The sequence below is a fragment of the Frigoribacterium sp. VKM Ac-2836 genome (genome assembly GCF_013248995.1).
GTDB lineage: Bacteria > Actinomycetota > Actinomycetes > Actinomycetales > Microbacteriaceae > Frigoribacterium.
The window spans coordinates 664136-687715 of sequence record NZ_JABRPK010000001.1 but is presented as its reverse complement, the minus strand read 5'-3'; the positions used below and the strand labels follow the sequence as shown (position 1 = coordinate 687715).

The 23580-nt window shown below is 69.7% G+C and carries 19 protein-coding genes and 1 other RNA gene; 6 read left to right on the top strand and 14 right to left on the bottom strand.

What is annotated here, in order from left to right:
- Nucleotides 1–45 precede the first annotated feature (45 nt).
- Together HRF36_RS03220 and HRF36_RS03215 are read left to right on the top strand one after the other, a co-directional pair.
- Nucleotides 46–807 (top strand): inositol monophosphatase family protein, encoded by a 762-nt coding sequence (locus HRF36_RS03220; RefSeq protein ID WP_217270975.1) that lies wholly within the window; start codon nucleotides 46–48, stop codon nucleotides 805–807.
- Between the two features lie 477 nt (nucleotides 808–1284).
- Nucleotides 1285–1425 carry a hypothetical protein gene (locus HRF36_RS03215; protein ID WP_173206087.1) on the top strand — a complete coding sequence of 47 codons (141 nt, stop codon included), beginning with the start codon at nucleotides 1285–1287 and terminating at the stop codon, nucleotides 1423–1425.
- A 7-nt stretch (nucleotides 1426–1432) separates the two neighbouring features.
- Here HRF36_RS03215 and HRF36_RS03210 read toward each other — a convergent pair whose 3' ends face one another.
- Both HRF36_RS03210 and fdhA read right to left on the bottom strand, forming a co-directional pair.
- Nucleotides 1433–2953 (bottom strand): MFS transporter, encoded by a 1521-nt coding sequence (locus tag HRF36_RS03210; RefSeq protein WP_173206084.1) that lies wholly within the window; start codon nucleotides 2951–2953, stop codon nucleotides 1433–1435.
- Nucleotides 2954–3098: 145 nt separating this feature from the next.
- Nucleotides 3099–4319 (bottom strand): formaldehyde dehydrogenase, glutathione-independent, encoded by a 1221-nt coding sequence (fdhA, locus tag HRF36_RS03205; RefSeq protein ID WP_173206081.1) that lies wholly within the window; start codon nucleotides 4317–4319, stop codon nucleotides 3099–3101.
- Nucleotides 4320–4639: 320 nt separating this feature from the next.
- Between fdhA and HRF36_RS03200 the strand changes: the two genes are divergently transcribed.
- Nucleotides 4640–5617, top strand: coding sequence for a Wzz/FepE/Etk N-terminal domain-containing protein (locus HRF36_RS03200; RefSeq protein ID WP_173206078.1), 978 nt, complete (start codon nucleotides 4640–4642; stop codon nucleotides 5615–5617).
- Nucleotides 5618–5666: 49 nt separating this feature from the next.
- On the opposite strand, the gene HRF36_RS03195 is transcribed toward HRF36_RS03200, so the two are convergent.
- From HRF36_RS03195 to HRF36_RS03165, 7 genes are all read right to left on the bottom strand, one after another.
- Nucleotides 5667–8237, bottom strand: a complete 2571-nt coding sequence (locus tag HRF36_RS03195) for a glycoside hydrolase family 2 protein (protein ID WP_173206075.1) — start codon at nucleotides 8235–8237, stop codon at nucleotides 5667–5669.
- A gap of 85 nt (nucleotides 8238–8322) precedes the next feature.
- Nucleotides 8323–9138 carry an ATP-binding cassette domain-containing protein gene (locus tag HRF36_RS03190; RefSeq protein ID WP_173206072.1) on the bottom strand — a complete coding sequence of 272 codons (816 nt, stop codon included), beginning with the start codon at nucleotides 9136–9138 and terminating at the stop codon, nucleotides 8323–8325.
- A complete protein-coding gene (locus HRF36_RS03185) occupies nucleotides 9135–10052 on the bottom strand; it encodes an ABC transporter ATP-binding protein (protein ID WP_173206069.1) in 918 nt (305 codons plus the stop codon). Before HRF36_RS03185 ends, HRF36_RS03190 begins: the two co-directional genes overlap by 4 nt.
- Nucleotides 10049–11044 carry an ABC transporter permease gene (locus HRF36_RS03180; RefSeq protein ID WP_173206066.1) on the bottom strand — a complete coding sequence of 332 codons (996 nt, stop codon included), beginning with the start codon at nucleotides 11042–11044 and terminating at the stop codon, nucleotides 10049–10051. The genes HRF36_RS03185 and HRF36_RS03180 overlap by 4 nt, the downstream gene beginning before the upstream one ends.
- 10 nt (nucleotides 11045–11054) lie before the next feature.
- Entirely contained in the window at nucleotides 11055–12044 is a 990-nt protein-coding gene (locus tag HRF36_RS03175; RefSeq protein ID WP_173206063.1) for an ABC transporter permease, read from the bottom strand.
- Between the two features lie 34 nt (nucleotides 12045–12078).
- On the bottom strand, nucleotides 12079–13755 hold the full coding sequence (locus HRF36_RS03170; protein WP_217270856.1) for an ABC transporter substrate-binding protein: 1677 nt from the start codon (nucleotides 13753–13755) through the stop codon (nucleotides 12079–12081).
- A gap of 158 nt (nucleotides 13756–13913) precedes the next feature.
- The gene (locus HRF36_RS03165; RefSeq protein ID WP_217270855.1) at nucleotides 13914–15155 is read right to left on the bottom strand and encodes an ROK family transcriptional regulator; all 1242 of its coding nucleotides are present in this window, start codon (nucleotides 15153–15155) and stop codon (nucleotides 13914–13916) included.
- 41 nt (nucleotides 15156–15196) lie between these two features.
- Between HRF36_RS03165 and HRF36_RS03160 the strand changes: the two genes are divergently transcribed.
- The 3 genes from HRF36_RS03160 to HRF36_RS03150 all read left to right on the top strand — a co-directional run bounded on the left by HRF36_RS03160 (nucleotide 15197) and on the right by HRF36_RS03150 (nucleotide 19301).
- Nucleotides 15197–16081 (top strand): LacI family DNA-binding transcriptional regulator, encoded by an 885-nt coding sequence (locus HRF36_RS03160; RefSeq protein ID WP_173206054.1) that lies wholly within the window; start codon nucleotides 15197–15199, stop codon nucleotides 16079–16081.
- Nucleotides 16082–16242: 161 nt separating this feature from the next.
- Entirely contained in the window at nucleotides 16243–17520 is a 1278-nt protein-coding gene (locus HRF36_RS03155) for a hypothetical protein (protein WP_173206051.1), read from the top strand.
- 239 nt (nucleotides 17521–17759) lie between these two features.
- Nucleotides 17760–19301 carry a hypothetical protein gene (locus HRF36_RS03150; protein ID WP_173206048.1) on the top strand — a complete coding sequence of 514 codons (1542 nt, stop codon included), beginning with the start codon at nucleotides 17760–17762 and terminating at the stop codon, nucleotides 19299–19301.
- Between the two features lie 254 nt (nucleotides 19302–19555).
- Here HRF36_RS03150 and ssrA read toward each other — a convergent pair.
- From ssrA to prfB, 5 genes are all read right to left on the bottom strand, one after another.
- Nucleotides 19556–19933, bottom strand: a transfer-messenger RNA (tmRNA) gene (ssrA, locus tag HRF36_RS03145).
- 129 nt (nucleotides 19934–20062) lie between these two features.
- Nucleotides 20063–20539, bottom strand: a complete 477-nt coding sequence (smpB, locus tag HRF36_RS03140) for an SsrA-binding protein SmpB (RefSeq protein ID WP_123518241.1) — start codon at nucleotides 20537–20539, stop codon at nucleotides 20063–20065.
- Nucleotides 20540–20655: 116 nt separating this feature from the next.
- A complete protein-coding gene (ftsX, locus tag HRF36_RS03135; protein ID WP_173206045.1) occupies nucleotides 20656–21570 on the bottom strand; it encodes a permease-like cell division protein FtsX in 915 nt (304 codons plus the stop codon).
- Nucleotides 21567–22310 (bottom strand): cell division ATP-binding protein FtsE, encoded by a 744-nt coding sequence (gene ftsE / locus HRF36_RS03130; protein WP_043593759.1) that lies wholly within the window; start codon nucleotides 22308–22310, stop codon nucleotides 21567–21569. Before ftsE ends, ftsX begins: the two co-directional genes overlap by 4 nt.
- A 102-nt stretch (nucleotides 22311–22412) precedes the next feature.
- Nucleotides 22413–23522, bottom strand: a complete 1110-nt coding sequence (gene prfB / locus HRF36_RS03125) for a peptide chain release factor 2 (RefSeq protein ID WP_173206042.1) — start codon at nucleotides 23520–23522, stop codon at nucleotides 22413–22415.
- Nucleotides 23523–23580 lie beyond the last annotated feature (58 nt).

Genomic DNA, 23580 nt, shown 5'->3' with positions numbered 1-23580 from the left:
GCCTCCTCGTCCGACCGATCGACCGGGGCACCCTGGGCGGACGACCTGGCGCTCGCGCTCGAGCTGGCCGACTTGGCCGACGCGATCAGCACCGAGCGGTACCGCTCGGCCGACCTGCACGTGTCGCTCAAGCCCGACCGTTCGCACGTGACCGACGCCGATCGGGCCGTCGAGCGGGCGATCCGTGAGCGGGTCGCGGCCGCGCGTCCGGACGACACCTTCTACGGCGAGGAGTACGGCCACGACGCCCCCTCGCACCGCCAGTGGGTGGTCGACCCGATCGACGGCACGGCCAACTTCTTGCGCGGGGTGCCGGTCTGGGCCGCGTTGATTTCGCTGGTCGTCGACGGGGTGCCTGTTGTGGGCGTGGTGAGCGCTCCGGCCCTCGGACGGCGCTGGTGGGCGACGCAGGGCGGCGGAGCGTTCTCGACCGAGCACGACGGCCCACTGCGGGTGTCGGGCGTGCGCGACCTGGCCGACGCCTCGCTCAGCTTCAACGGGCTCGAGTACTGGATCGACGCCGGGCGCCTGCCGCAGTTGCTCGAGCTGACCAGCCGGGTCTGGCGGACGCGGGCGTACGGCGACTTCTGGTCGTACATGCTCGTCGCCGAGGGCGCACTCGACGTCGCGGGCGAGTTCGACCTGCAGCCCTACGACATGGCGGCCGTGGCGGTCGTCGTCGAGGAGGCCGGTGGGCGCTTCACGAGCGCCGACGGGCAGCCGGGACCCTGGCACGGCACCGCGATGGCGACGAACGGACTGCTGCACGAGAGCGTCCTCGGGGTCGTGGCCGCGCCTCCTGCCTGAGTCGCGCCGTTCCGCCCAGGGACGCATCCGTCTCTTTGTGTGATCCGGTACGTACCGGATCGACGCCCACAGTGGACCCGGCGACGCGGCTACGCGGCGGCGGCGCGGCGACGCGGCGACGCGGCGGCGGCGCGGCGACGCGGCGGCGACGCGGCGACGCGGCGGCGACGCGGCGACGCGGCGGCGAGGCGGCGGCGGCGGCGGCGGCGGCGCGGCAAATGAACGTGCGCGCGTGCGTCCGTGCACCCGATTGTCCCGGGCCCGGGCCGAGGTTCATCCCTCCGACGGAGGGACTCTCAGCCCTGCGCCCATGGTCACGCAACGTCGAGGCGGCTTGACTGGTCGCACGACGTCACCGGCTCCGGACAGGAGCACCGAGCATCTCGGGCAGGGGCGCCGGGGGCTCCGCCGCCCGTCTCCCTGTGAGGGGCGGCCGGGCCCCGCCAACCGCCTCACCAGCCGACCGAAAGGCCCACCATGTTCGTCACGCCCGTCGTCTCCGCCACCGCCACCGCCAGCACCGCCGCCGGTTCGATCGACCCCGCGTCGATCGCCCTGCCGGGCACACGTCAGGTCGACGTCACGAGCTACGTCGTCGAGGCCTTCGCCCGCCTCTGACCACCGACTACGCCTCCGCCGCCTCGCCCACGCGGCCCTTCTTGCGAGCCCGCAGGTCCATCAGGCCGAGCGCGAGCGCCACGGCCACCAGGGCGATCGTGACGAAGAAGCCGTTGCGGTAGGCCTCGTGGTAGACGTCGAGATTCGAGCCTGCGGCTCCCCCGGCCCCGGCGATCACCGAATAGAACGTCGAGACCGCCGCCGCGGTGCCGATGGCCGTGCCGGCGCGCTGACCGACCTGGCCCATCGAGCCGGCGACGCCACCCATCTCGACGGGCACCTCGGCCAGGGTCAGCGTCTGGTTCGGCGAGATGACGAAGCCACCACCCGTACCGGCGATCAGCATGCCGACGCCCATCGCGTACGGCGTGATCTCGCGGGGGGTGAGCACGGCCGCGAGGAGCAGGGCGACGAAACCCACCGCCACGAGGACCAGGCCGAGCACGACGAGGCTGCGGCCGAAACGGTCGACCAGGCGTCCGCCGTAGAAGGCGGCGACGGCGCTGGTCAGGGCGAACGGGATCGTCACCATGCCGGCGTAGACGGGCTCGAGGCCGAGCCCCTGCTGCAGGTAGAGCGTCGTCAGCAGGAAGGTCGCGGGCAGGGCGCAGAAGTACACCGTGGCGATCAGCGTGCCGTTGCGGTACGACGCGAGCGAGAAGAGGCTGAAGTGCACGACCGGTGACTTGCCCCGGGCCTTGTAGCGCTGCTCCCACCAGACGAAGGCGGCGCCGAAGCCGACGAAGCCGATCAAGAACAGCCAGCGCAGCGGATCGTCGCCCTGGCCGGTCGTCAGCACGAACGGCAGCATCAGGGTGAAGATCGTCAAGCCGAGCAGCACGATGCCGAAGAGGTCGAGCTCGTTGTGTCCGTTCGAGGCCGTGCGGGTCTTCGGCAGCAGCTTGAGCGCGAAGAAGATGGCGATCAGGCCGAGCGGGATGTTCATCCAGAACAGCAGCCGCCACCCGTCCTCAGGCCCGCCGATCGCGATGAGCAGGCCGCCGAGGGTGGGGCCGAACGCCGTGCTGACGCCGATGATGGCGCCGAAGAAACCGAAGGCCCGCCCGCGCTCCTTGCCCTGGAAGAGCTGTTGGATCAGCCCGAGCACCTGAGGCATCTGGATGCCGGCGGCGACGCCCTGCAGGATGCGAGCGGCGACGAGCAGCTCGATGGTGGGCGCGAGGGCGCAGAGCAGGCTGGCGACGGTGAACGAGGTCAGGCCGATGACGAACATCATGCGGCGCGACTTGAGGTCGCCGAGCCGCCCGGAGGGCACGAGCGACAGGCCGAAGGCGAGCGCGTAGCCGGCGACGATCAGCTGCAGGGCGGTGGGGCCGGCACCGAGCGAGGCCTCGATGCTGGGCAGGCCCACGTTGACCTTCGACAGGTCGAGGATCGTCAGGGCGGCGACGCCGACACAGACGGCGAAGGCGCGCCACTTCTGGCGCTCCTCGTCGGATCGGGGGCCGGAGGCGGGGCGGGCGGCGTCGGAGCGGCCCGAGGCAGGGGTGTCGGATGTCTTCGTCATGGGATCGTTCCGTCATACACCGTGCACGACGTGCAACGACGCGCGTGCCTGCGGAACGCGGCCGGCCCGGGTGGGCCGACCCGCGCCTCCCGGGCTGTGTCGGCCGGTGGGCCGAGAGCCGAGGAGGCGCGGGTCGCGACGACCGCTAGGCCGCCTTGATCAGGTCGTTCGGGTTCAGGACGTACTTCGTGGCGGCGCCCTTGTCGAACTCGGCGTAGCCACGCGGGGCGTCCGCGAGGCTGATGGCCTGCGCGTGGACGTTCTTCGCGATGCTCGTACGGTCGTGGAGGATCGCCATCATCAGCTGCCGGTTGTACTTCATCACCGGGCACTGGCCCGTGGTGAACGACAGCGACTTGGCCCAACCGGTGCCGAGGCTGAGCGAGAGCGACCCCTTCTGGGCCGCGGCGTCGATGCCGCCCGGGTCGCCCGTGACGTAGAGCCCCGGGATGCCCATGGCGCCGCCGGCCGCGGTGATGTCCATCAACGAGTTGAGCACGGTGGCCGGTGCTTCCTCGCCCGATCCGCCTCCGTGGCCCTTCGCCTCGAAGCCCACGGCGTCCACGGCGCAGTCGACGAGGGGTTCGCCGAGGATCTGGTCGATCTGCTCGCCCGGTTCGCCCTTGGTCAGGTCGACGGTCTCGCAGCCGAAGCTGCGGGCCTGGGCGAGCCGGTCGGCGTTCATGTCGCCGACGATGACGACGCTGGCACCGAGCAGCAGGGCTCCGGTGGCGGCGGCGAGGCCGACGGGGCCGGCTCCGGCGACGTAGACGGTCGAGCCGACCTCGACCCCGGCGGTGACGGCGCCGTGGAACCCGGTCGGGAAGATGTCGGAGAGCATCGCCAGGTCGAGGATCTTCTCCATGGCCTGGTCGCGGTCGGGGAACTTCAGCAGGTTCCAGTCGGCGTAGGGCACGAGCACGAACTCGGCCTGGCCGCCGACCCAGCCGCCCATGTCGACGTACCCGTAGGCGCTGCCCGGACGGTCGGGGTTGACGTTGAGGCAGATGCCGGTCTTGCGCTCCTTGCAGTTGCGACAGCGGCCACAGGCGATGTTGAAGGGCACCGAGACGATGTCGCCGACCTTGATGAACTCGACGTCGGGGCCGACCTCGACCACCTCGCCGGTGATCTCGTGGCCGAGGACGAGATTCGACGGGGCCGTGGTGCGACCGCGGACCATGTGCTGGTCGGAGCCGCAGATGTTCGTCGCGATCGTGCGCAGGATCGCGCCGTGGTTGACCTTGCGGCCGACGTTCGCGGGATTGACGCCCGGGCCGTCCTTCAGCTCGAAGGTCGGGTACTCGGTGTCGATGACCTCGACCTGGCCGGGGCCCTTGTAAGCGACCGCGTGATTCGTTGCCATGGTGATCCTCCTTGATCACATGCGAGCACGGGGCGTGCCCGTCGTCGTCACGCTATTGCGCCCGGCACGAGGCACGACCGAATCTCAGCGAGCACCCAGCCTGCTCGTTGGACGACGGGTGTCGCAGTCGACCCCCCTTCGGGGGCCACTTCAGCGGATGACGCAACATATGTACCCCGCCTGGGCGGCACATGTGTGAGTATTGGTCACGGCGCAGAGCCGCGGGGAGCCATCAGGGTGCCGGGAGGCATGGTCCGCGCGGCGTATGCCCGGGTACCTGCGACGGTGCTCGCACCCGATCAGGACAGGACCTCAGCCACGTGGAACTCCGTGACTACATCCGCATTCTCCGCAAGGGCTGGATCTTCATCGCCGCCCTCACGCTCGCCGGCGTCGCCGTCGGTGCCCTCGCCTCTCTTCTCGCCACGCCGACCTACGTGTCGTCGACCCGGCTGTTCGTCTCGGTGCAGGCCCAGGATTCGTCGACCACGGGCGATGCGGTCCAGGGCAGCAGCGCGGCACAGCAGAAGGTGCAGTCTTACGTCGACGTCGTGACGAGCGACGCCGTTCTCGACCCGGTGATCGACCAGCTCGGCCTCGACACGACCGCGGCGGCGCTGGCCGGTCAGATCACTGCCGATTCCCCCCTCAACACCGTGTTGATCAACATCACGGTGACCGACACCGATGCCCAGCGGGCGGCCGACGTCGCCAACGCGGTGGGCACCTCCCTTACCGAGGTCGTCGTCAACGAGCTCGAGACGCCCGCCGATGGAGGCGCGAGCCTGGTCAAGATCGCCACGATCGTCCCCGGGTCGGTGGCCTCGGCGCCCTCGACCCCCCGCACGGCGCTGAACCTCGGTTTGGGCCTGCTGATCGGCCTCGCCCTGGGTGTCGGTGCCGCCGTGCTGCGGAGCACCCTCGACACGCGCATCCACGGTTCGCACGACGTCGAGCTCGTCACCGACGCCCCCATCGTCGGCGGCATCTGCTACGACCCCGGGGCGAAGAAGCACCCGCTGATCGTGCACGTCGACCCGCGCAACCCGCGCGCCGAGTCGTTCCGCACCCTGCGCACGAACCTGCAGTTCGTCAACGTGGAGTCGGCCAGTCGCTGCTTCGTCGTCACGTCGTCGCTGCCCGGAGAGGGCAAGACGACCACGACGGCCAACCTCGCGGTGGCCCTCGCCGAGACCGGCGCCACCGTCGACGTGGTCGACGTGGTCGACGTGGTCGACGGTGACCTGCGTCTGCCCCACCTGGCTGACACGCTGGGCCTCGGGGCGTCGTCGGCCTGACCGACGTGCTGATCGGCCTTGCCGACCTGCAGGACGTGCTGCAGCTCGGTCACCCCACCAGCTCGTTCGCAGTACGCAACACCTGTCGCGCCACGAGCTGCTCCCCCACGCCCGGCACATCGGACACCACCGTGAACACGGCCGTCTCCCCCGGCAACAACGTCATCAGCATCTCGTCCACCGTCGCCGCGGGGTCGACCTTGTCGACGAGCAGAGTCAGGTCACGCACCAAGGACGCAGCCGTCACCTCGACGCGATAGCCGGCCCGCGCCTCCTGCCCCTCGGGCACCACCGTCACCGAGGTCGACAGCGACGCCTCGGCGAGGCCCGAGTCCCGCGGCTCGACCGGGAACCACAACCCCCGGGCGACCCCGGGCACCGAGGCGACGAGCAACTCCGATCCGGGTGACCCGAACTCCCCGACCGACGAGGGCACCGGCACGGTCACCGTCTCGCGAGCCCCCACCGTGAGCGCCACCGACTCCGAAGCCAGGACACGACCGTCGTAGGCGAGGCGCCGCAGCGTGAGCGGGCCGGCCAGCGCCTCCCCGGTGTCGTTGACGAGGACGGCCGCGAGACCTGCCTCGCGGGGCTGGATGGTCACCAGTCGATCGGCGAACGCGTGCCGCATGGCGTAGAGCAGCGGTTTCCGCCGTCCGTCGCCGTCGACCGCCGCCCACGACGTCACCGGCCAGCAGTCGTTGATCTGCCACACCACGGCTCCCTGGCACCGTGGAGCGTGCGACCGGAAGTGCTCGAGGGCGACCTGCACGGCGTTCGCCTGGTTCAGCTGCATCGCCCAGTGCCACGCCTCGATCTCGTTCGGCAGCCGGTAGTGCGCCAGCAGCCCGTCGGTCAGCTTGTCGTTGCCCTGCATCGCCTTCTGGTGCACGATCATGCCCGGCGACTCGGGCGTCAGCGGCTCGTCGTGGATGGCCCGCGTCATCGCCGACCAGGTCGGCGGCCCCTGCCAGCCGAACTCGGCCACGAAACGCGGCACGACGTCACGGTAGGTCGGGTAGTCCTTGCGGTTCCACTGCTCCCACAGGTGCACCGACCCGTGATCGGGGTCGCTCTGCGCCACGTCGAGGCTGCCCGACCAGGGGCTGCCCGCCGCGTACGGACGCCCCGGGTCGAGCTCGCCCACCAGCGCGGGCAACAACTCGAGGTAGTAGCCGAGACCCCAGGTCGCCCCGTCGAGCCGCCGCTCCCAGCCCCACTCGTCGTGACCCCAGATGTTCTCGTTGTTGCCCGTCCACAGCACCAGGCTCGGATGCGTCATCAGCCGGGTCACGTTGTCACGCACCTCGGCCTCGACCTCGCCGCGCAGCGGGTCCTCCTCGGCGTAGGCCGCACAGGCGAACAGGAAGTCCTGCCACGTGAGCATGCCGCGCTCGTCGCAGAGCTCGTAGAAGTCGTCCGACTCGAAGATGCCGCCACCCCACACCCTCAGTAGGTTCACGTTGCCGAACTCGGCCTGCTCGATGCGCTGCCGGTAACGGTCGCGCCCGATGCGGTGCGGGAACGCGTCGTCCGGAATCCAGTTGGCCCCCTTGATCCACAGCGCCTCCCCGTTCACCACGACCGTGAAACTCGTGCCGATGTCGTCGGGCTCGACCTGCACCTCGACGGAGCGGAACCCGATGCGCGACGACCACGCGTCGAGCACGGCGCCGGCCGGCGCCCCGACACCCGAGGAGGCGCGGGTCGCGTCCCCGCCCTCTCCCCCGGTCACCGACACGCTCACGTCGTACAACGGCTGCCCGCCGTGGCCCCTCGGCCACCACAGCTCGGGGTCGTCGACGACCACCTGCAGGACGGTGGAGTCCGTGCCCGGCTCGACCCGCGCCTCCTGCGTGACCTCGCCGACGGTCGCCCGGACCGTCACCGGCTCGACCGCCGCACCTGCCGACACCCCCGCGCGCTCGAGGTCGACGTGCACGTCGACGACGCCCCGCGACCCGTCGACGGTCACCACCGGACGCACCGCCGCCAGCCGCACCGAGGACCACGACTCGAGCGTCACGGGCTTCCAGATCCCCGAGGTCGCCGTGTCGAGCCCCCAGTCCCAGCCGAAGCTGCACGCCATCTTGCGGACGGCGTTGTAGGGGTGGTGGTTCACGTGCGGCCGGTAGCCGAGCGAGAGGCTCTGCGCGTCGGCGTAGGCCACCGGCGAGCCGAAGCGCACCTCGAGGTCGTTCGCGCCCTCGCGCAGCCGTCCGTCGACCGTGACCCTGTGGGTGCGGTGCTGGTTGCGCGTCTCGGCCACGACCTCGCCGTTCAGCAGGACGGTCGCCACCGTGTCGAGACCGGCGAAGACCAGCTCGTGACGGTCGTGCCCGTCGGGTGCCCAGTCGAATCTCGTCGTGTACGACCAGTCGGCCCGGCCGATCCAGGCGAGCAGGTGCTCGTTCGCGTCCAGGTACGGGTCGACGATCAGGCCCGCCGCCAACAGGTCGGTGTGCACCGTGCCGGGGACGGTCGCGGGCACGTCGACGGCCGCGATCTCGGGCGGCACGGGGCCGGCGGTGCTGCGCAGGCTCCAGCCGGTGTGCAGGGGGCGGACGGCGCGCTGTGTCGCGTGGGTGGTCGTGGTCGTGGTGGTCTCGGTGGTGCTCATGTCGCTCCCAGCGATCGAGGGTGTGGCGTGGAGTCGGGCCCGCCCCGGGGGCGGCGCGGTTCAGGTGCAGGAGGCGCGGGCCGCGTCAGGCCCGGGCGGCGCGCCGCTCGGCGATGCGCTTCTCGGGGTCGGGCGCGGCCTCGGCGAGCTGCCGCGTGTAGGGGTGCTGCGGGTCGAGGATGACGTCGTCGGGGGTCCCGCGCTCGACCACCTGCCCCTTGTACATCACGAGGATCTCGTCCGAGAAGTGGCGGGCCGTCGCCAGGTCGTGCGTGATGTAGAGCACGCCCAGGTCCTCCTGCCGCTGCAGCTCGGCCAGCAGGTTGAGCACTCCGAGCCGGATCGACACGTCGAGCATCGAGACCGGCTCGTCCGCGATGAGGATGCGCGGCTCGGGCGCCAGGGCCCGGGCGATCGCGACCCGCTGCCGCTGCCCGCCCGACAGCTCGTGCGGTCGACGCGCGGCGACGTCGGCGGCCGGGCCGAGCTGCACCCGCCCGAGCAGCTCGCGCACCTTCTCGTCGACCGTGGAGCGGGTCGCCTTGCCGTGCAGCAGCAGCGGCCGGGCCAGGTGGTGCCCGATCGAGTGGAACGGGTTGAGCGAGGCGAACGGGTCCTGGAACACCATCTGCACGTCACTGCGATAACGCCGCAGGGCCTCGCCGTGCCGGGGCGCGACGGCTCCGTCGAGCACGATCGAGCCGCTCGTCGGCCGCTCGAGCTGCAGCAGCATCTTCGCGATCGTCGACTTGCCGCTCCCGCTCTCACCGACGAGCGCGACGGTCTTGCCGGCCTCGAGGGTGAAGCTCACGTCGTTCACCGCGCGGAGGTGACCCTTCTCACCCCGGCCCCCGCGTACCCGGTAGTCCTTGACGACGTTACGGAACTCGAGCGTGCTCACGCCGCGCCTCCTGTGCTCGTGGCGACCGACGTCGCCTGCTCGTGCCCCGAGGAGGCGCGGGTCGCGCCGCCCCCGGCCGTCTCGTCGACCCCGCTGCGGATGAACGCCCCGCGGTCGCCGGTGAGGCTCGGGAACGACCCGAGCAAGGTCTTCGTGTACTCGTGCTGCGGGTTCGTGTAGAGCTCGGTCGACTCTCCGATCTCGACGATCTCGCCCGCCCGCATCACGGCGATGCGGTCGCTGATCTCGAGCAGCAGCGGCAGGTCGTGGGTGATGAAGATGACCGCGAAGCCGAGCTCGTCGCGCAACCGTGCGATCTCGCGCAGGATCTCGCGCTGCACCACGACGTCCAGGGCCGTGGTCGGCTCGTCCATGATCATCATCTGCGGGCCGAGGGCCAGCGCCATGGCGATCATCACGCGTTGGCGCATGCCGCCGGACAGCTCGTGTGGGTACGACTTCAGCCGGCTGCGGTCGACACCCACGGTCTCGAGCAGCTTGCCCGCGCGCTCGACGCGGTCGGCCTTCTTCCAGTACGGGCGGTGGGTCTTGAAGACGTCCTCGAGCTGCGCCTGGATCGTCGTGACGGGGTTGAGCGCGTTCATCGCCCCCTGGAACACCATCGAGAGCTTGTCCCAGCGGAACGCCCGCAGCGCCTTGTCGTCGAGTTCGGGCAGCAGGATGTCGGCGCCCTCGGCGTCGTGGAACACCACCCGGCCGCCCGTGATCACGGCCGGCGACTTGAGCAGCCGGTTGATGCCGTACGCCAGCGTCGTCTTGCCGCAGCCCGACTCGCCCGCCAGGCCGAGGATCTCGCCCCGGGCGAGTTCGAAGCTGACGTTCTTGACGGCGTGGACGGGGTGCTCGACGGCGTAGTCGACGCTGAAGTCCTCGACGGTCAGGACGGTGCTCATGCGGTGGCCCCCTCGGTGGTGCCGGCGGCGGCCTCGGCCCGCGCCAGTCGCTTGCGGTCGGCCCGGCTGACACCGGCCCGGGTCTGGTCGCGCAGCTTCGGGTTGATGATCTCGTCGATGGCGAAGTTCATCAGCGACAGCGCGCAGCCCAGCAGGGCGATCATCAGCCCCGGCGGCACGAACCACCACCAGGCCCCGAGTCGCAGCGCGAGGCCGTTCTGGGCGAAGTACAGCATCGAGCCCCAGGTGAACTGGCCCGAGACGCCCAGCCCGAGGAACGACAGTCCCGCCTCGGCGAGGATCGCGAAGATCACCGCGAACAAGAACTGGCTGGCCAGCACCGGCAACACGTTCGGCAGGATCTCGACGGCGACGATGCGCCAGGTCTTCTCGCCCGACACCCGCGACGCCGCCACGTAGTCACGCGATCGAAGGCTCAGCGTGATGGCGCGGAGGACGCGGGCACTGGCCGCCCAGCTCGTGATGACGATCACGAAGGCGATCACGACGAGTCCCTTCTGCGGCACGTAGCTCGACACGATGATCGCGAGCGGCAGGCCGGGGATCACCAGCACGACGTTCGAGAACAACGAGAACGCCTCGTCGACGAACCCGCCCACGTAGGTGCCGATCACGCCGAAGACGATGGCGAGCGCCATCGCGACGACGCCGACCAGCACCCCGATCAGCAGCGAACCGCGGGTCGCGTAGGCCAATTGCGCGAACACGTCCTGCCCGGTCTGCGTGGTGCCGAGCAGGTGCTCGCCGCTCGGCCCGCTGAGGCCGATGTCGCTGATGGCCTGCGGGTTCTGCACGACGAGGGGGAAGATCAGGCCGAACAGGGCGATGGCGGCGATCATGCCCGCCCCCACCCAGAGCTTCGGGGTGACCTGCGGGAAGACCCGCTTCAGGCCCTTCCGGCCGGTGCCCGGACTGCTGTCGCCCGTGGGCGACGTCGGGTCGGCGAGCTGGCCGAGGTCGATCGTGGACATGCTCGTCGTCCTAACGCTTGGCGCGCGTGCGCGGGTCGATGAAGCCGTACATCAGGTCGACGATGAAGTTCGTCCCCAGCACGGCGAGGGTGATGACCAGGAAGATGCCCTGCATCAGCGCGTAGTCGTTGTTCTGCGTCGCCGTGAAGAGCGCGTTGCCGATGCCCGGGTACGAGAACACCTGCTCGGTCACGATCGACCCCGAGACGACGAACCCGAGCGAGATCGCGAAGCCGGCGAACTGCGGCAGAACGGCGTTGCGGGCCGCGTAGCTCTGGCGGATGCGCATCGGCGAGAGCCCCTTGGCCTCGGCGGTGACGATGTAGTCCTCGCTGAGGGTCGAGACCATCATGTTGCGCATGCCGAGCAGCCAGCCGCCGACCGACGAGATGATGATCGTCAGGGCCGGCAGGGTGCCGTAGAGCACGGCGCTCTGGACGAACGTCCCGTTGAGGCCGGGCGTCGCCTCGTACACGTTGTAGCCACCCGACAGCGGGAACACCCGCAGGATGCTGCCGAACACGTACAACAGGATGAGGGCGAGCCAGAAGTACGGCACCGCCTGGAACATCGTCGTCACGGGGATGAAGTTGTCGAGCACCGAGCCGCGCTTCCACCCGGCGAGGGTCCCGAGCCCCACCCCGAAGACGAACGACAAGATGGTCGCGATGCCGATCAGGGCGATCGTCCACGGAATGGCCTGGCCGATGATGGTCGACACCCCGGCCGGGAAGTACGACACCGAGATGCCGAGGTCCCCCCGGGCCAGGTTGCCGAGGTACTGCACGTACTGCGAGAACAGCGGTTCGTCGGAGTCGGAGCCGAGAAGGAGGCGCAGGCTGGTCACGGTCGCCTCGCTGACCGGTCCCTTCTGCTGCATCTTGGCCAGCAGGATGTCCACCGGGTCACCGGGCAGCAACCGCGGGATGAAGAAGTTCAACGTCAGGGCCGCGAACAACGCGACCGCGTAGAAGCCGATCTTCTGCGCGACGTACCTCATCCGCGCCTCCTGACCTTCTCGGTTCCGACCACGATCACTTGAGCTTCAGGTTCAGGACGGTCTGGGCGTTGTCCCAGGTCTTCCACGTGGCCGGGAAGTTCTCGGTGTCGTCGTCGCCCGTGGGCCAGCCGGTCACCTTCGAGCTGTTGAACTCGGTCAGCGTGGACTGCAGCAGCACGGGGATGTACGGCATGTCCTTCACGATCTCCTTCTGGATCGTGAAGTACTGCTCGGTCTTGGCGGCGACGTCGTCCGTCTGCTCGGCCGCGACGATCGCGGCGTCGACGGTCGGATTCGAGTACCGGGCGAAGTTGTTGATCGCCTGCTCGCCCACCGGCGAGGTCGTGGTCGAGTCGAAGTTGCCGTTGTAGACGTAGTACGGGTCGGTCGACGGGCCTTGGCCGAGCGAGTCCATCGTCAGCTGGAACTGCCCGTTGTTGCGGGCGGCGACCCACTCGTTGTACGACTTGGCGCTCTGCGTGATCTCGATGCCGACGGCGCGCAGCTGCTCGGCCATGGCGTCGATGGCCGCGATGTAGTCCGAGTAGCCGGTGACGACCTGGATCTCGAGCTGCAGCTTCTGCCCGTCCTTGGCGTAGATGCCGTCGGAACCCTTCACGTAGCCGGCCGATTGCAGCAGTGCGTCGGCGCCCTCGGTGTCGGCCGTCATCGGCGTCTCCTTCTCGACGTCGGGGCTGATGTAGGCGTCGTCACGACCGAGCGTCATGAAGGTCGGCGAGATCTGCTTGTTCGTGCCCGAGAAGGCGAGGTCGTTGAGCTGGTCACGGTTCATCGCCTTGTAGATCGCCTGGCGGACGGCCGGGTCGGTCTGCGGGCCCGTGCAGCCGAGGTCGGCGTTCGAGCAGGTCATCAGCGTGATCTGCTGCAGCGGGGTCGCCACGTAGCTGACGTCGGGGTTGCTGCCGAGCACCTTGTCGGCCTCGGGGATGAAGATGCTGGACCAGTCGAGGTCGCCGCCGACGATCGCGTCGGTGGCCGAGGTGTTGTTGGCCAGGGCGATGTAGCGGATGCTCTTGACCTCGGGCTTGCCCGACTGCCAGTAGTTCGGGTTCGCCTTGTACACGTAGCTCTGCGGCGTGAAGGTGTCGAGCATGTACGGCCCGGTGCCGATCGGTTCCTTCACCGGATCGGTCGCGATGTCGGACAACTGCGAGAACACGTGCTCGGGAACGATCGCGGCCTGGCCGAGGATGTCGGGGCCCTTGACGAACGAGGTCGAGTCGAACGAGAAGACGACGGTGTCGTCGTCGGTCGCCTCGACGGTGCCTTCGAAGCCGACGCGGTTGAGCTCGGGCTTGTCGAGCATCGTCTGGAACGTGTAGGCGACGTCGTCGGCCGTGAAGTCCTCGCCGTCGCTCCACTGCACACCGGTCCGCAGGTCGACGGTCAGCTCGGTGCCGTCGTCGTTCCACTCGTACTTCTCACCCAGCATCGGCTTGGGGTCGGCCCCCGTGAGCACGTTGTAATAGAAGAGCTGCTCGTAGAGCAGACCCTGCGACGTGCTGTCGGCGGTGGCCGAGAACGGGTTGAAGTTGGCCGTCAGATCGCCGGCCGGGCCCGTGTTGGCGGTGATGCCGCCTTCGTCGCCGCCGCTCGAGGCGGTGCAGCCGGTGAGCGCCAGGCCTGCGGCGGCCGCGAGCGCGATCGCGCCGAACCCGGCCCGTCGGCGGTTGGTCATGGAGAGAGGCATCGTCGACCCTTCGTCGTGCCAGGCGCCGTCGCCTGGTCCCGAGGTCTTTCTTAGACGACTTACGTAAGCGAGTCAAGAAAGTCATGAGGCCGTGTCGGGATCGTGACCCGCGCCTCCTCGGGGCGCCGACCCGCTGCGCCGCGGCCACCGCCGCGGGGTCAGCGCGAGAGGGCGCGTTGCACGACGAGAGCGGCGGCACCGATGGCGGCCGCGTCGCGCGGGTCGGTCGAGACCTCGACCCGGGTGGTGTGCACGCCGCGCGAGAACGCCGTGCGGCCCAGGGCCTCAACGGCCGCGCGGGCGTAGATCGAGCCGGCGACCGCGACCCCGGGGCCGCTCAGGACGACTCGGTCGAGGTCCAACAGGTTGGTGAGCGTCACGACCCCTGCGGCGAGCTGCTCGGCGGCACGAGTCACGAGCGCGTCGGCTGCGACGTGGCCGGCGATCGCGGCCCGGGCGAGCAGGTCGAAGTCCCGCGCGACCCCGCCGAGGGCCCAGGTGAGGCCGAGGTCGTCGAACGAGGAGGCGTCCCGGTGCGCCCGGGCGACGACGGCACCGGGCGACGCGGCGAGCTCGAGACAGCCACGGTTTCCGCAGTAGCAGGGCTCGCCGTCGAGGTCGATCGAGACGTGGCCGAGCTCGCCGGCACCCGAACTCGCGCCGCGGTGGAGCTCTCCGTCGAGCACGATGCCCGATCCCACCCCCGTGCCGAGGTACACGCAGGCGAACGTCTCGGAGCGCGGCACCTGGCGGCTCCAGAACTCGCCGAGCGCTGCGGCCGCCGCGTCGTTGTCGACCACGACGGGCAGGCCGAGACGCAGCGCCACGGCCGCGTGCAGGCCGGCGTGGAGGGCGCTCTCGGTCGAGCGGGGCCCGGTGCGGACGCCGTGCGCGAGGGTGGCCCGCGGGCGGACGACGGCGAGGCCCGCCACCGCGCCGCTGGCGAGGCCGAGGCTGCCGACGACGTCATGGAAGCCGTCGACGATACGGACCGCTGCGGCCGTGACGTCGTCGGAGGCGGCGGGGCCGGCGTCGACCTGCAGGCGGCCCACGACTCCGCCGCGCATGTCGGTGACGACGTAGGTGAGCGCGTCCCCGCCGATCTGCACGCCCATGCCGTACACGGCACGCGGGTTGACCTCGACCATCGTGCGCGGCTTGCCGCCGGTCGACGCGGCCCGGCCGGTCTCGCGGACGAGCCCCTCGTCGAGCAGCCGCCGGACGATCGTCGAGATCGAGGCCTGCGTCAGGCCGCTGGCCTGGGCGAGCTCGACCCGACTGATCGGGCCCGACGACCGCACCAGGTCGACGACGAGCTCGCGGCTGGTCTGAGGCTGAGGCGACGGGGCGAGCTGAGCCGGGGTGCGCGGCGGGGTCGGGTCGGGGTCGCGGGTCACCACGGGCGTCGCTCCGACCTGTCGGGGGCTGTAGGTTCGGGCGCATGACCGACTCCATCGTCGACACCCGGGTGGCCCCTGTCGGGCCGGGTGACCGCCGTCGCGTCGGTCTCGCCCTCGTCCGCCCCGGCGAGATCTTGGGGGCGGAGCCGTTCTACCACGAACTCATCGCCGGCATCGAACGCGTGCTGCGACCCCGGGGCCACACCCTGCTGCTGCAGGCCCTGGCCGATCGCGCCGCCGAACTGGCGGCCTACCGGCGCTGGGCGGCCTCGGGCGACTTCGGCGCGGTCGTGCTCGTCGACCTCACCGACGACGACCCCCGCCCCGCCCTGCTGCGCGAACTCGGTCTGCCCGCGGTCGTGCTCGGCGACCCCGCGCTCTCGGGCGACCTGCCCGCCGTCTGGACGGGTGACGGCCTCGCCATGCGCGACACCGTCGCGGCGCTCGTCGCCGACGGTCACCGCCGCTTGGCGCACGTGTCGGGCCCCGCCGCGCTGCTGCACACGCAGGTGAGGCAGGAGGCGCTGGTCACCGCGAGTCGCGCCTCCTCGTCCGTCGTCGAGACGATCGAGGGCGATTACTCGTGGGACGCGGGCTCGATCGCCGTCTCGCGTCTGCTCGCAGGACCGACGCCCCCGACGGCCGTCGTCTTCGACAACGACCAGATGGCGCTCGGCGGGCTCGCGGCGGCGCACCGGCTGGGGATCGACGTCCCCGCGCGACTGACGCTCGTCGCCTGGGACGACTCGTCGCAGTGCCAGTTGTCGACGCCACCGCTGTCGGCGGTCAGCCACGACGTGCAGGGCATCGGCGAGGTCGCCGCCGGCATGCTGCTCGCCGTGCTGGCGGGTGAGGACGTCGCCTCGGTCGAGGCGCCGCCCGCTTCGCTCGTGCGGCGGGGGTCCTCGGGGCCGGCACCGGCCTGACGGCCTCCGGCCACGCCGACACGTGTCGGGTGACCGTGCCGCGACCGACGCGTTGCTAGGGTCGTGAAGCCCCGAACCGACTCGAGAACGGCTCCCCCATCACCTCCATCGCTCACGCGCCCGCGTCCACGTCACGCGCCTCGCGGTTCTCCGTCTCGATCGTGGACGTCGTCGTCTCGGCTCTGCTCTTCGCCGTCACCCTGGCCGTCTCGTGGTGGCGCCTGGCGCCGAGCGCCCGGGACAGCCTCTGGGCCGAGGACGGCCGGAACTTCCTCGCCGACAGCGCGGGCTCACGAGTAGGAGGCGCGTGGTTCGACCCCTACGCCGGCTACCTCCACCTGCTGCCTCGCCTGTCAGCCGATCTCGTCACCGCGCTGGCGCCGCTGCCCCGGTACGCCGTGGCCGTCACGGCCGTCAGCTGTCTCGTCGTCGCCGTCGTCGCGGTCGTGGTCTACGTCTGCGCCGGTGACGTCATCGGCGACCGGACCAGCCGAGCCGTCGTCGCACTCGTTCCGATACTGCTTCCGATCACGTCGTGGGAGGTCCTCGGGAACCTCGCCAACCTGCACTGGTTCCTGCTGTGGGTGACGCCCTGGCTGCTCCTGCGGCGCTACCGCACGCGGACCGGCCTCGTGCTGGCCACCATCGGCGCCGCCGTCATCGCGCTGACCGAGATCCAAGCCGTGCTCTTCGTGCCCCTGATGTTGTGGCACCTTCGCGACGCCCGTCGGTGGCCGCCTCGCGTCACCCTCTTGCTCGGTCTGGGCGCGCAGGTCCTGGCCACGGTCCGGTCCCCCCGGGCCGAGGTCGCGGGGGCGGCCGGCGATCTGTCCGACCTCGTCACGGGCTATCTCGTCAACGTCATCGGTGGTGTCTGGTGGGCAGACGCGCACCAGGTGGGCGAGGTCGTCGCATCACGGTGGCCCCTGCTCGTCGCCGTGGCCCTGCCGTTCGTCTGCGCCACGGCCTACCTCCTCGTGCGCGGAGACTCCCTGCATCGCGTCGCCACGGCGGCACTAGCCCTCGGCTCGCTCGGCGCTTACGCCGGCGCCTACCTCGCGAACGGCTATCACCGGGCGATGTACTCCACGTACACACCCGATGCCTGGCTGGATGGTTTCCAATACACGCGCTATGGCGTGGTGCCCGGGATGCTGCTCGTCGCCCTGCTGCCGCTCGCCCTCTCCCTAGCGCGATCCCGATCGGCGCGCGTGCCCACGCTTCTGATCACCGCCGGCCTTCTCATCTTGCTCGTGGTGCAGGCCACCCAACTCGGTTCCGTGCACGGTGCCCGCGCGGCTGGACCGGTCTGGCCTCCCCAGGCGACGACCGTCGTGGACGAGTGCGACGCCGGTGCAGCCGTGGGCGACGCGAGCATCGCTCCCGGAGGCCCGTGGCTGATGGTTCTGCCCTGTTCCTTCGTCGAGGACGGCGAGTGAACACCCCCCGAACGGGGCTGTAGCAGATCGAGTTCAGAACGCCACCCGCGAACGGGTGACGCGGGGGTGGATCGGCATTCACCCGGCGCGTGATGGACCGAACGGTGTTGTTCTCTCAGCTTCGCGATAGGTTTCTTTGGTGCTGCCCTCCGGGCCGGCACAGCATGTCTCACCTAGCGCTGGGCTGGGGGCGGACAAGCGATGACGCTTGCACCACCGATCAAGAAAGCACTCACCACGTGATCACCAAGTTCTCTTGGCGTCGTGCGGTGGCCGTTCCGGCCGTCCTCACGCTCGCCCTCGGAGGGGCCCTCCTCTCCTCCACCGCGGCCCAGGCCGCCCCCGCCGACCTCGTCGTCTCGACGCCTGTCGCCGGAAGCACCGCTGATTCGCGCGAGGTGACCGTCTCTGGCACCGTCCGCGCAGGCTCACGCGTCGACGTCTACAAGGGCACGGCCGTCGCCGGCACCGCCGAAGCCCGCATCACCGTGGGCAACCAGACCACCTGGTCGACCGTTCTGACGTACAGCGAGACCGACGACGTCGCACAGAACATCACGGTCTCGGGCCTGGTCGGACTGTCCGGCATCGACCCCCAGACCATCGCCTTCAACCTGCCCGCCGTCGCGCCGGTCCAGACCTTCTCGGTCACGGCCCCCGTCGAAGGCTCGCAGCTCGGCTCACGTACCGTCACCTTCACGGGCACGGGCAACGACGGCTCGACGGTCAACGTCCTCGACCCCGCGAACGACAACGCTCGCCTGGTCGGCCCCGCCGTCGTCCAGAACGGCGCGTGGAGCCTCGACTACACCTACGACGAGTTCGCTGACCGTCAGCAGACGGTCCGCGTGACCCAGGTCACCGGAGGCGCCGGAACGGGCGACGAGAACGTCACCTTCAACCTGCCGACCGGCCAGACCCTCGTGGTCAACACGCCTGCCGAAGGCAGCACCACGGACTCGCGCACCGTCGTGTTCTCGGGTACCGGCAACCCCGGCTCCTCGGTCAACGTCCTTGACGCCGCGGGCGACCGCCTCGCTCCTCAGGCCCGTGTCGACGACAACGGCAACTGGACCGCCACGTACGTGTACGCCGAGGACGCAGCCGTCGCTCAGACCGTTCGCGTGACCCAGGTCACGGGCGCCTCGGGTTCGGGCGACATCACCCGTAGCTTCAACCTGCCCGCCGTGGTCGTTCCCCCGACCACGCCCGTCGTGCTGGACGCACCCGTCATCACCTCGCCCACCGAGGGCCAGGTCGTCGTCGGTGACCAGGTCACCTTCGAGGGCACCGGCACCCCCGGCTCGAACATCCTGCTCGCCGTCGTCCCGACGGACCAGCTGCCCGAGCTCGAGGCACCCGCTGACGAGATGCGCGCCGCTGCCGAGCCTGCCGACCCCGCCGACCCGATCGTGGTCGACGCGGACGGCAACTGGACCGTCACCCTCGCCCTGACGCCGGACGACTACACGGCTGCCGCCGTGGCGTTCCTGCTCGACGCCGACGGCCTGCCGGTTCTCGACGCCGCCGGTCAGCCGATCGTGTCGGCCCCCTCGGCCGACGTGGCCTTCAGCCTCGTCGCCGCGGTCGTCCCGGCCGGCACCCCCGCCACCCCGATCGCCACCGGCACCACCGGCACCACCGGCCTGGCGTACACGGGTAGCGAAGGCACCGAAGCCGCCATCGGCATCGGCGCCGCCGTCCTGCTGCTCGGCTCGACCCTGATGGTCCTCGCTCGCCGCCGCGCGAAGCTCGCGACCACCGACGTGGCCGGCGAGTAACACCCGCACCACGACGACGGCCCCCGTCGCTGCCTCGGCAGTGACGGGGGCCGTTCCGCATCCGGCGGCGGCCACACCCGGCGCGGCCGCAGCGGTGTCGCACCGCCGGGTGAACATCGCACCATCGAAATGGGCGGCGCAATGTTCATTCGGCGGTGCGACTCGGCGCGAAGCCCTTAGGCCCAGGACGCACGAACGCCCCCATCTCGAGAGGTGGGGGCGTTCGGTGTTCGAGAGAGTGTGACGACGACCGATGGTGGAGATGGGGGGAATTGAACCCCCGTCCATCGCTGAGATTGCACGCATTCTACGGGCGTAGCCAGATGAGACGTTCTGCTCGGCTCCGACCTTTGTTACTGGCTTCTAGGTCGACGAGCCCAGCCCGAGTGCAAGTCCCGTGTGACCCCCAGGCGTAGTCACACAGCAAGCCATCTAAATGACGTCAGGATCTGGTTAGAAGGCGGTCACCAGACTGACGGACTCCATGTGGCTCTACTGCTTACGCAGCGAGAGCGAAGTCAGTGCGCTTGTTATTGGCACTTATTGTTTTCCAGAGATCGTTTACGAGATAACCCTGGATCCTCGGCCCGCTTCTCGTTCGCACACAGGCGATGTCGAAACCGATCATCCCCATGAGGGGGCCGTCGTCACACGCTCTTGAGTTACCAACGCACGTTTCCGTGCGGCCTATTAGTCTACGTCGTCCGACGCGTTCGCGCCACCGGCGGCACTCCGCCCACGGGGGCACACGAGCCGATCGGTCACTCCCCCAGGTGCTTGCGCGCCGACATCGCCGACTGCGCCTCGCGCGTCGCCGTTCGCTCGCGCAGGGTCTGACGCTTGTCGTACTCGCGCTTGCCCTTGGCGAGGGCGATCTCGACCTTGGCCCGGCCGTCGCTGAAGTAGATCTTGAGGGGGACGACCGTGAAGCCGCCCTCTTTGGTCTTCTGCCCGATCTTGTCGATCTCGTGGCGGTGCAGCAGCAGCTTGCGCTTGCGCCGTGGGGCGTGGTTGTTCCAGGTGCCCTCGGTGTACTCGGGGATGTGCACCGCGTCGAGCCACGCCTCGCCACCGTCGACGAACGCGTAGCCGTCGACCAGCGACGCCCGCCCCTGCCGCAACGACTTGACCTCGGTACCGCTCAGAACGATGCCCGCCTCGTACGTGGTGTCGATCGTGTAGTCGTGGCGCGCGCGGCGGTTCGTCGCCACGACCTTCTCACCGCGTTCTTTCGCCACGCTGGCCTCCTGGTCGTTCGGGTGGGGATGCTGCCGACAGGCAGCCGTTCAGTATACAGCGAAGGAGGCGCGGTGCCCGTCTCACGGGCACCGCGCCTCCTTCTGCATGGCCGGTTCTAGACCTTGAGGTAGCGCCGGATGGCCACGTTCGCGCTGAGCGCCGCGAGCAGGATGCCGACCACGATGACGATCGGCACGACCAGTGCGGCGTCACGCAGGCCGATGAACGGCGTCCCCTGGAAGGTCACGGCGAGGTAGCCCTTCACGAAGAAGTTCACGATCGCGATGATCGCCCCACCCGCGAGCAACGATCCCACGAGGGCCGCGATCACCCCCTCGAGGATGAACGGCGTCTGGATGAACCGGTTCGACGCGCCGACCAGGCGCATGATGCCGAGTTCTCGACGCCGGCTGAACGCACTCAACCGGATGGTCGTGGCGATCAGCAGCACGGCGGCGATCAGCATGAGCGAGGCGATACCGATGGCCGTGTAGCTCGCCGCGTTCAGCACGGCGAAGATCGGGTCGAGGTACCCGCGCTGGTCGACCACGCTCTGCACCCCGGCCAGGCTCGACAGGCTCTCGGTGAGGACGTCGGACTGCGTGGGGTCTTTCAGGTTCACCCAGAAGGTCTCGTTGAGGTAGGCCGGCTGCACGAACTCGGTGGCCGGGCTGTCGGCGAACTGCTGCTTGAAGCGGTCGAAGGCCTCGGTCTGGTCCTCGAAGTAGAACTTGTCCACGTAGGGCGTGAGCACGTCGCTGTCGAGCTGCGCCTCGACGCCGTCGATCTGGTCCTGCGTGGCCATCGCACCGGTGCAGTTGCCAGTGGTGTCGGTGTCGGTGCAGAGGTAGACGGCGACCTGGGCCTTGTCGTACCAGTAGCCCTTCATCTGCGTGATCTGCATCTGCAGCAGGGCGGCCGTGCCGACGAAGGTCAGCGAGATGAACGTGACGAGCACGACCGAGACGACCATCGAGGCGTTGCGGCGGAGGCCGCTCCCGACCTCGCTCATGACGAGTCCGAGTCTCATGCGTCGGCCCCTCTCGTGCTGAGGTCTTCGACCCCGATGGCCTGGATGGGCACCGCCTGGGTCTGGTAGCCGCCGTGGCGCTCGTCGCGCAGGATGTTACCCGCGCTGAGCTCGATCACGCGGCGCTGCATCTGGTCGACGATGCCGGCGTCGTGCGTCGCCATGATGACGGTCGTGCCACCGGCGTTGATGCGCTCGAGCAGGGTCATGATGCCCGCGCTCGTCGAGGGGTCGAGGTTACCCGTGGGCTCGTCGGCCAGCAGGATGGCCGGCTTGTTGACGATCGCCCGGGCGATGGCCACACGCTGCTGCTCACCACCGGAGAGCTCGTGCGGCAGACGGTGCTGCTTGCCGACCAGGCCGACCATCTTCAGGACGTCGGGTACGGCCTCTTGGATGAAGCCCTTGCTCTTCCCGATGACCTGCAGGCTGAACGCGACGTTGTCGAACACGTTCTTCTGCGGCAGCAGCCGGAAGTCCTGGAACACGACGCCGAGGTTGCGCCGGAAATACGGCACCTTGCGACTCGAAAGCGTGCCGAGGCGCTGACCCAGGACGTGGATCTGCCCCTGGGACGGCTTCTCTTCTTTCAGCACGAGCCTCAGGAAGCTCGACTTGCCGGAGCCGCTCGCCCCGACGAGGAACACGAACTCGCCCTTGAGGATCTCGAGGGTGACGGCGTTCAGCGCGGGCCGGGGGTTGCCGACGTAGACCTTGGTGACTTCATCAAACCGAATCATGACGGGGATCACCCTAAGCGCGGGCCGCGACGATCGTCGCAGCGACTCGCTGCGGCCGGGCGGCTATGGATGTGCTGGGAGCCGTCGGCGGGGTGGGGCGGGTCAGTCCTGGTCGTCGCGCTTGCGCCAGCGGATGCCCGCCGAGATGAAGCCGTCGAGATCGCCGTCGAAGACGTTCGACGGGTTGTTCACCTCGTGCTCGCTGCGGAGGTCTTTGACCATCTGGTACGGCGCGAGCACGTAGCTGCGGATCTGGTCGCCCCAGCTGGCGGTGATGTTGCCGGCCAGTTCTTTCTTCTTGGCGTTCTCGGCCTCTTTCTGCAGCAGCAGGAGGCGCGACTGCAGCACGCGCATGGCGGCCGCGCGGTTCTGGATCTGGCTCTTCTCGTTCTGCATCGAGACGACCGTGCCGGTGGGGATGTGGGTCAGGCGAACGGCCGAGTCGGTCGTGTTGACGCTCTGCCCGCCGGGCCCCGAGGAGCGGAAGACGTCGACGCGGATGTCGTTCTCGGGGATGTCGATCGACTCGGTCTCTTCCATCAGCGGGATCACCTCGACCGCGGCGAAGCTGGTCTGGCGCTTGCCGGCGGCACCGAAGGGGCTCATGCGCACGAGTCGGTGCGTGCCGGCCTCGACGCTCAACGTGCCGAACGCGTACGGGGCGTCGATCTCGAAGGTGGCGCTCTTGATGCCGGCCTCTTCGGCGTAGCTGGTGTCCATGACCGTGGCCGACATGCCGTGCTTCTCGGCGTAGCGCAGGTACATGCGCAGCAGCATCTCGGCGAAGTCGGCGGCGTCGACGCCCCCGGCACCGGCACGGATCGTGATGACGGCCGGCCGGGGGTCGTACTCGCTGTCGAGCAGCGTCTGCACCTCGAGGACGTCCATCATCTTCTGCAGGGCCTTGAGTTCGACCTGGGCCTCGTCGGCACTCTCTTGGTCGTCGCCGTCGTTCGCCATCTCGACGAGCACCTCGAGGTCGTCGAGCCGTGCCTCGGTCGTCTCGAGCTTCTCGAGCTCGGATTGCCGGTGGCTGAGGGCGCTGGTGACCTTCTGCGCGTTCTCGGTGTCGTCCCACAGGTCGGGCGCCGAGGCCTGCTCGCTGAGCTCGGCGATCTCGGCGACGAGACGGTCTTGCCCGATCACCGCGCGGATGTCTTCGAACGTGGCCCGGAGGGCGGCAATCTGCTCAGAGAAATCCAGTGCGATCATGGTTGCCGAGCTTACCCGGCGCGGGTGGGCGCGACGTGCGGGGCCGCCCCGTCCGGGC

Coding starts and splice junctions, on each gene's coding strand:
- HRF36_RS03215 (WP_173206087.1), top strand. CDS start 1,285: ATGTTCGTCACGCCCGTCGTCTCCGCCACCGCCACCGCCAGCACCGCC.
- HRF36_RS03210 (WP_173206084.1), bottom strand. CDS start 2,953: ATGACGAAGACATCCGACACCCCTGCCTCGGGCCGCTCCGACGCCGCC.
- fdhA (WP_173206081.1), bottom strand. CDS start 4,319: ATGGCAACGAATCACGCGGTCGCTTACAAGGGCCCCGGCCAGGTCGAG.
- HRF36_RS03195 (WP_173206075.1), bottom strand. CDS start 8,237: ATGAGCACCACCGAGACCACCACGACCACGACCACCCACGCGACACAG.
- HRF36_RS03185 (WP_173206069.1), bottom strand. CDS start 10,052: ATGAGCACCGTCCTGACCGTCGAGGACTTCAGCGTCGACTACGCCGTC.
- HRF36_RS03180 (WP_173206066.1), bottom strand. CDS start 11,044: ATGTCCACGATCGACCTCGGCCAGCTCGCCGACCCGACGTCGCCCACG.
- HRF36_RS03175 (WP_173206063.1), bottom strand. CDS start 12,044: ATGAGGTACGTCGCGCAGAAGATCGGCTTCTACGCGGTCGCGTTGTTC.
- HRF36_RS03170 (WP_217270856.1), bottom strand. CDS start 13,755: ATGCCTCTCTCCATGACCAACCGCCGACGGGCCGGGTTCGGCGCGATC.
- HRF36_RS03160 (WP_173206054.1), top strand. CDS start 15,197: ATGACCGACTCCATCGTCGACACCCGGGTGGCCCCTGTCGGGCCGGGT.
- ftsX (WP_173206045.1), bottom strand. CDS start 21,570: ATGAGACTCGGACTCGTCATGAGCGAGGTCGGGAGCGGCCTCCGCCGC.
- ftsE (WP_043593759.1), bottom strand. CDS start 22,310: ATGATTCGGTTTGATGAAGTCACCAAGGTCTACGTCGGCAACCCCCGG.
- prfB (WP_173206042.1), bottom strand. CDS start 23,522: ATGATCGCACTGGATTTCTCTGAGCAGATTGCCGCCCTCCGGGCCACG.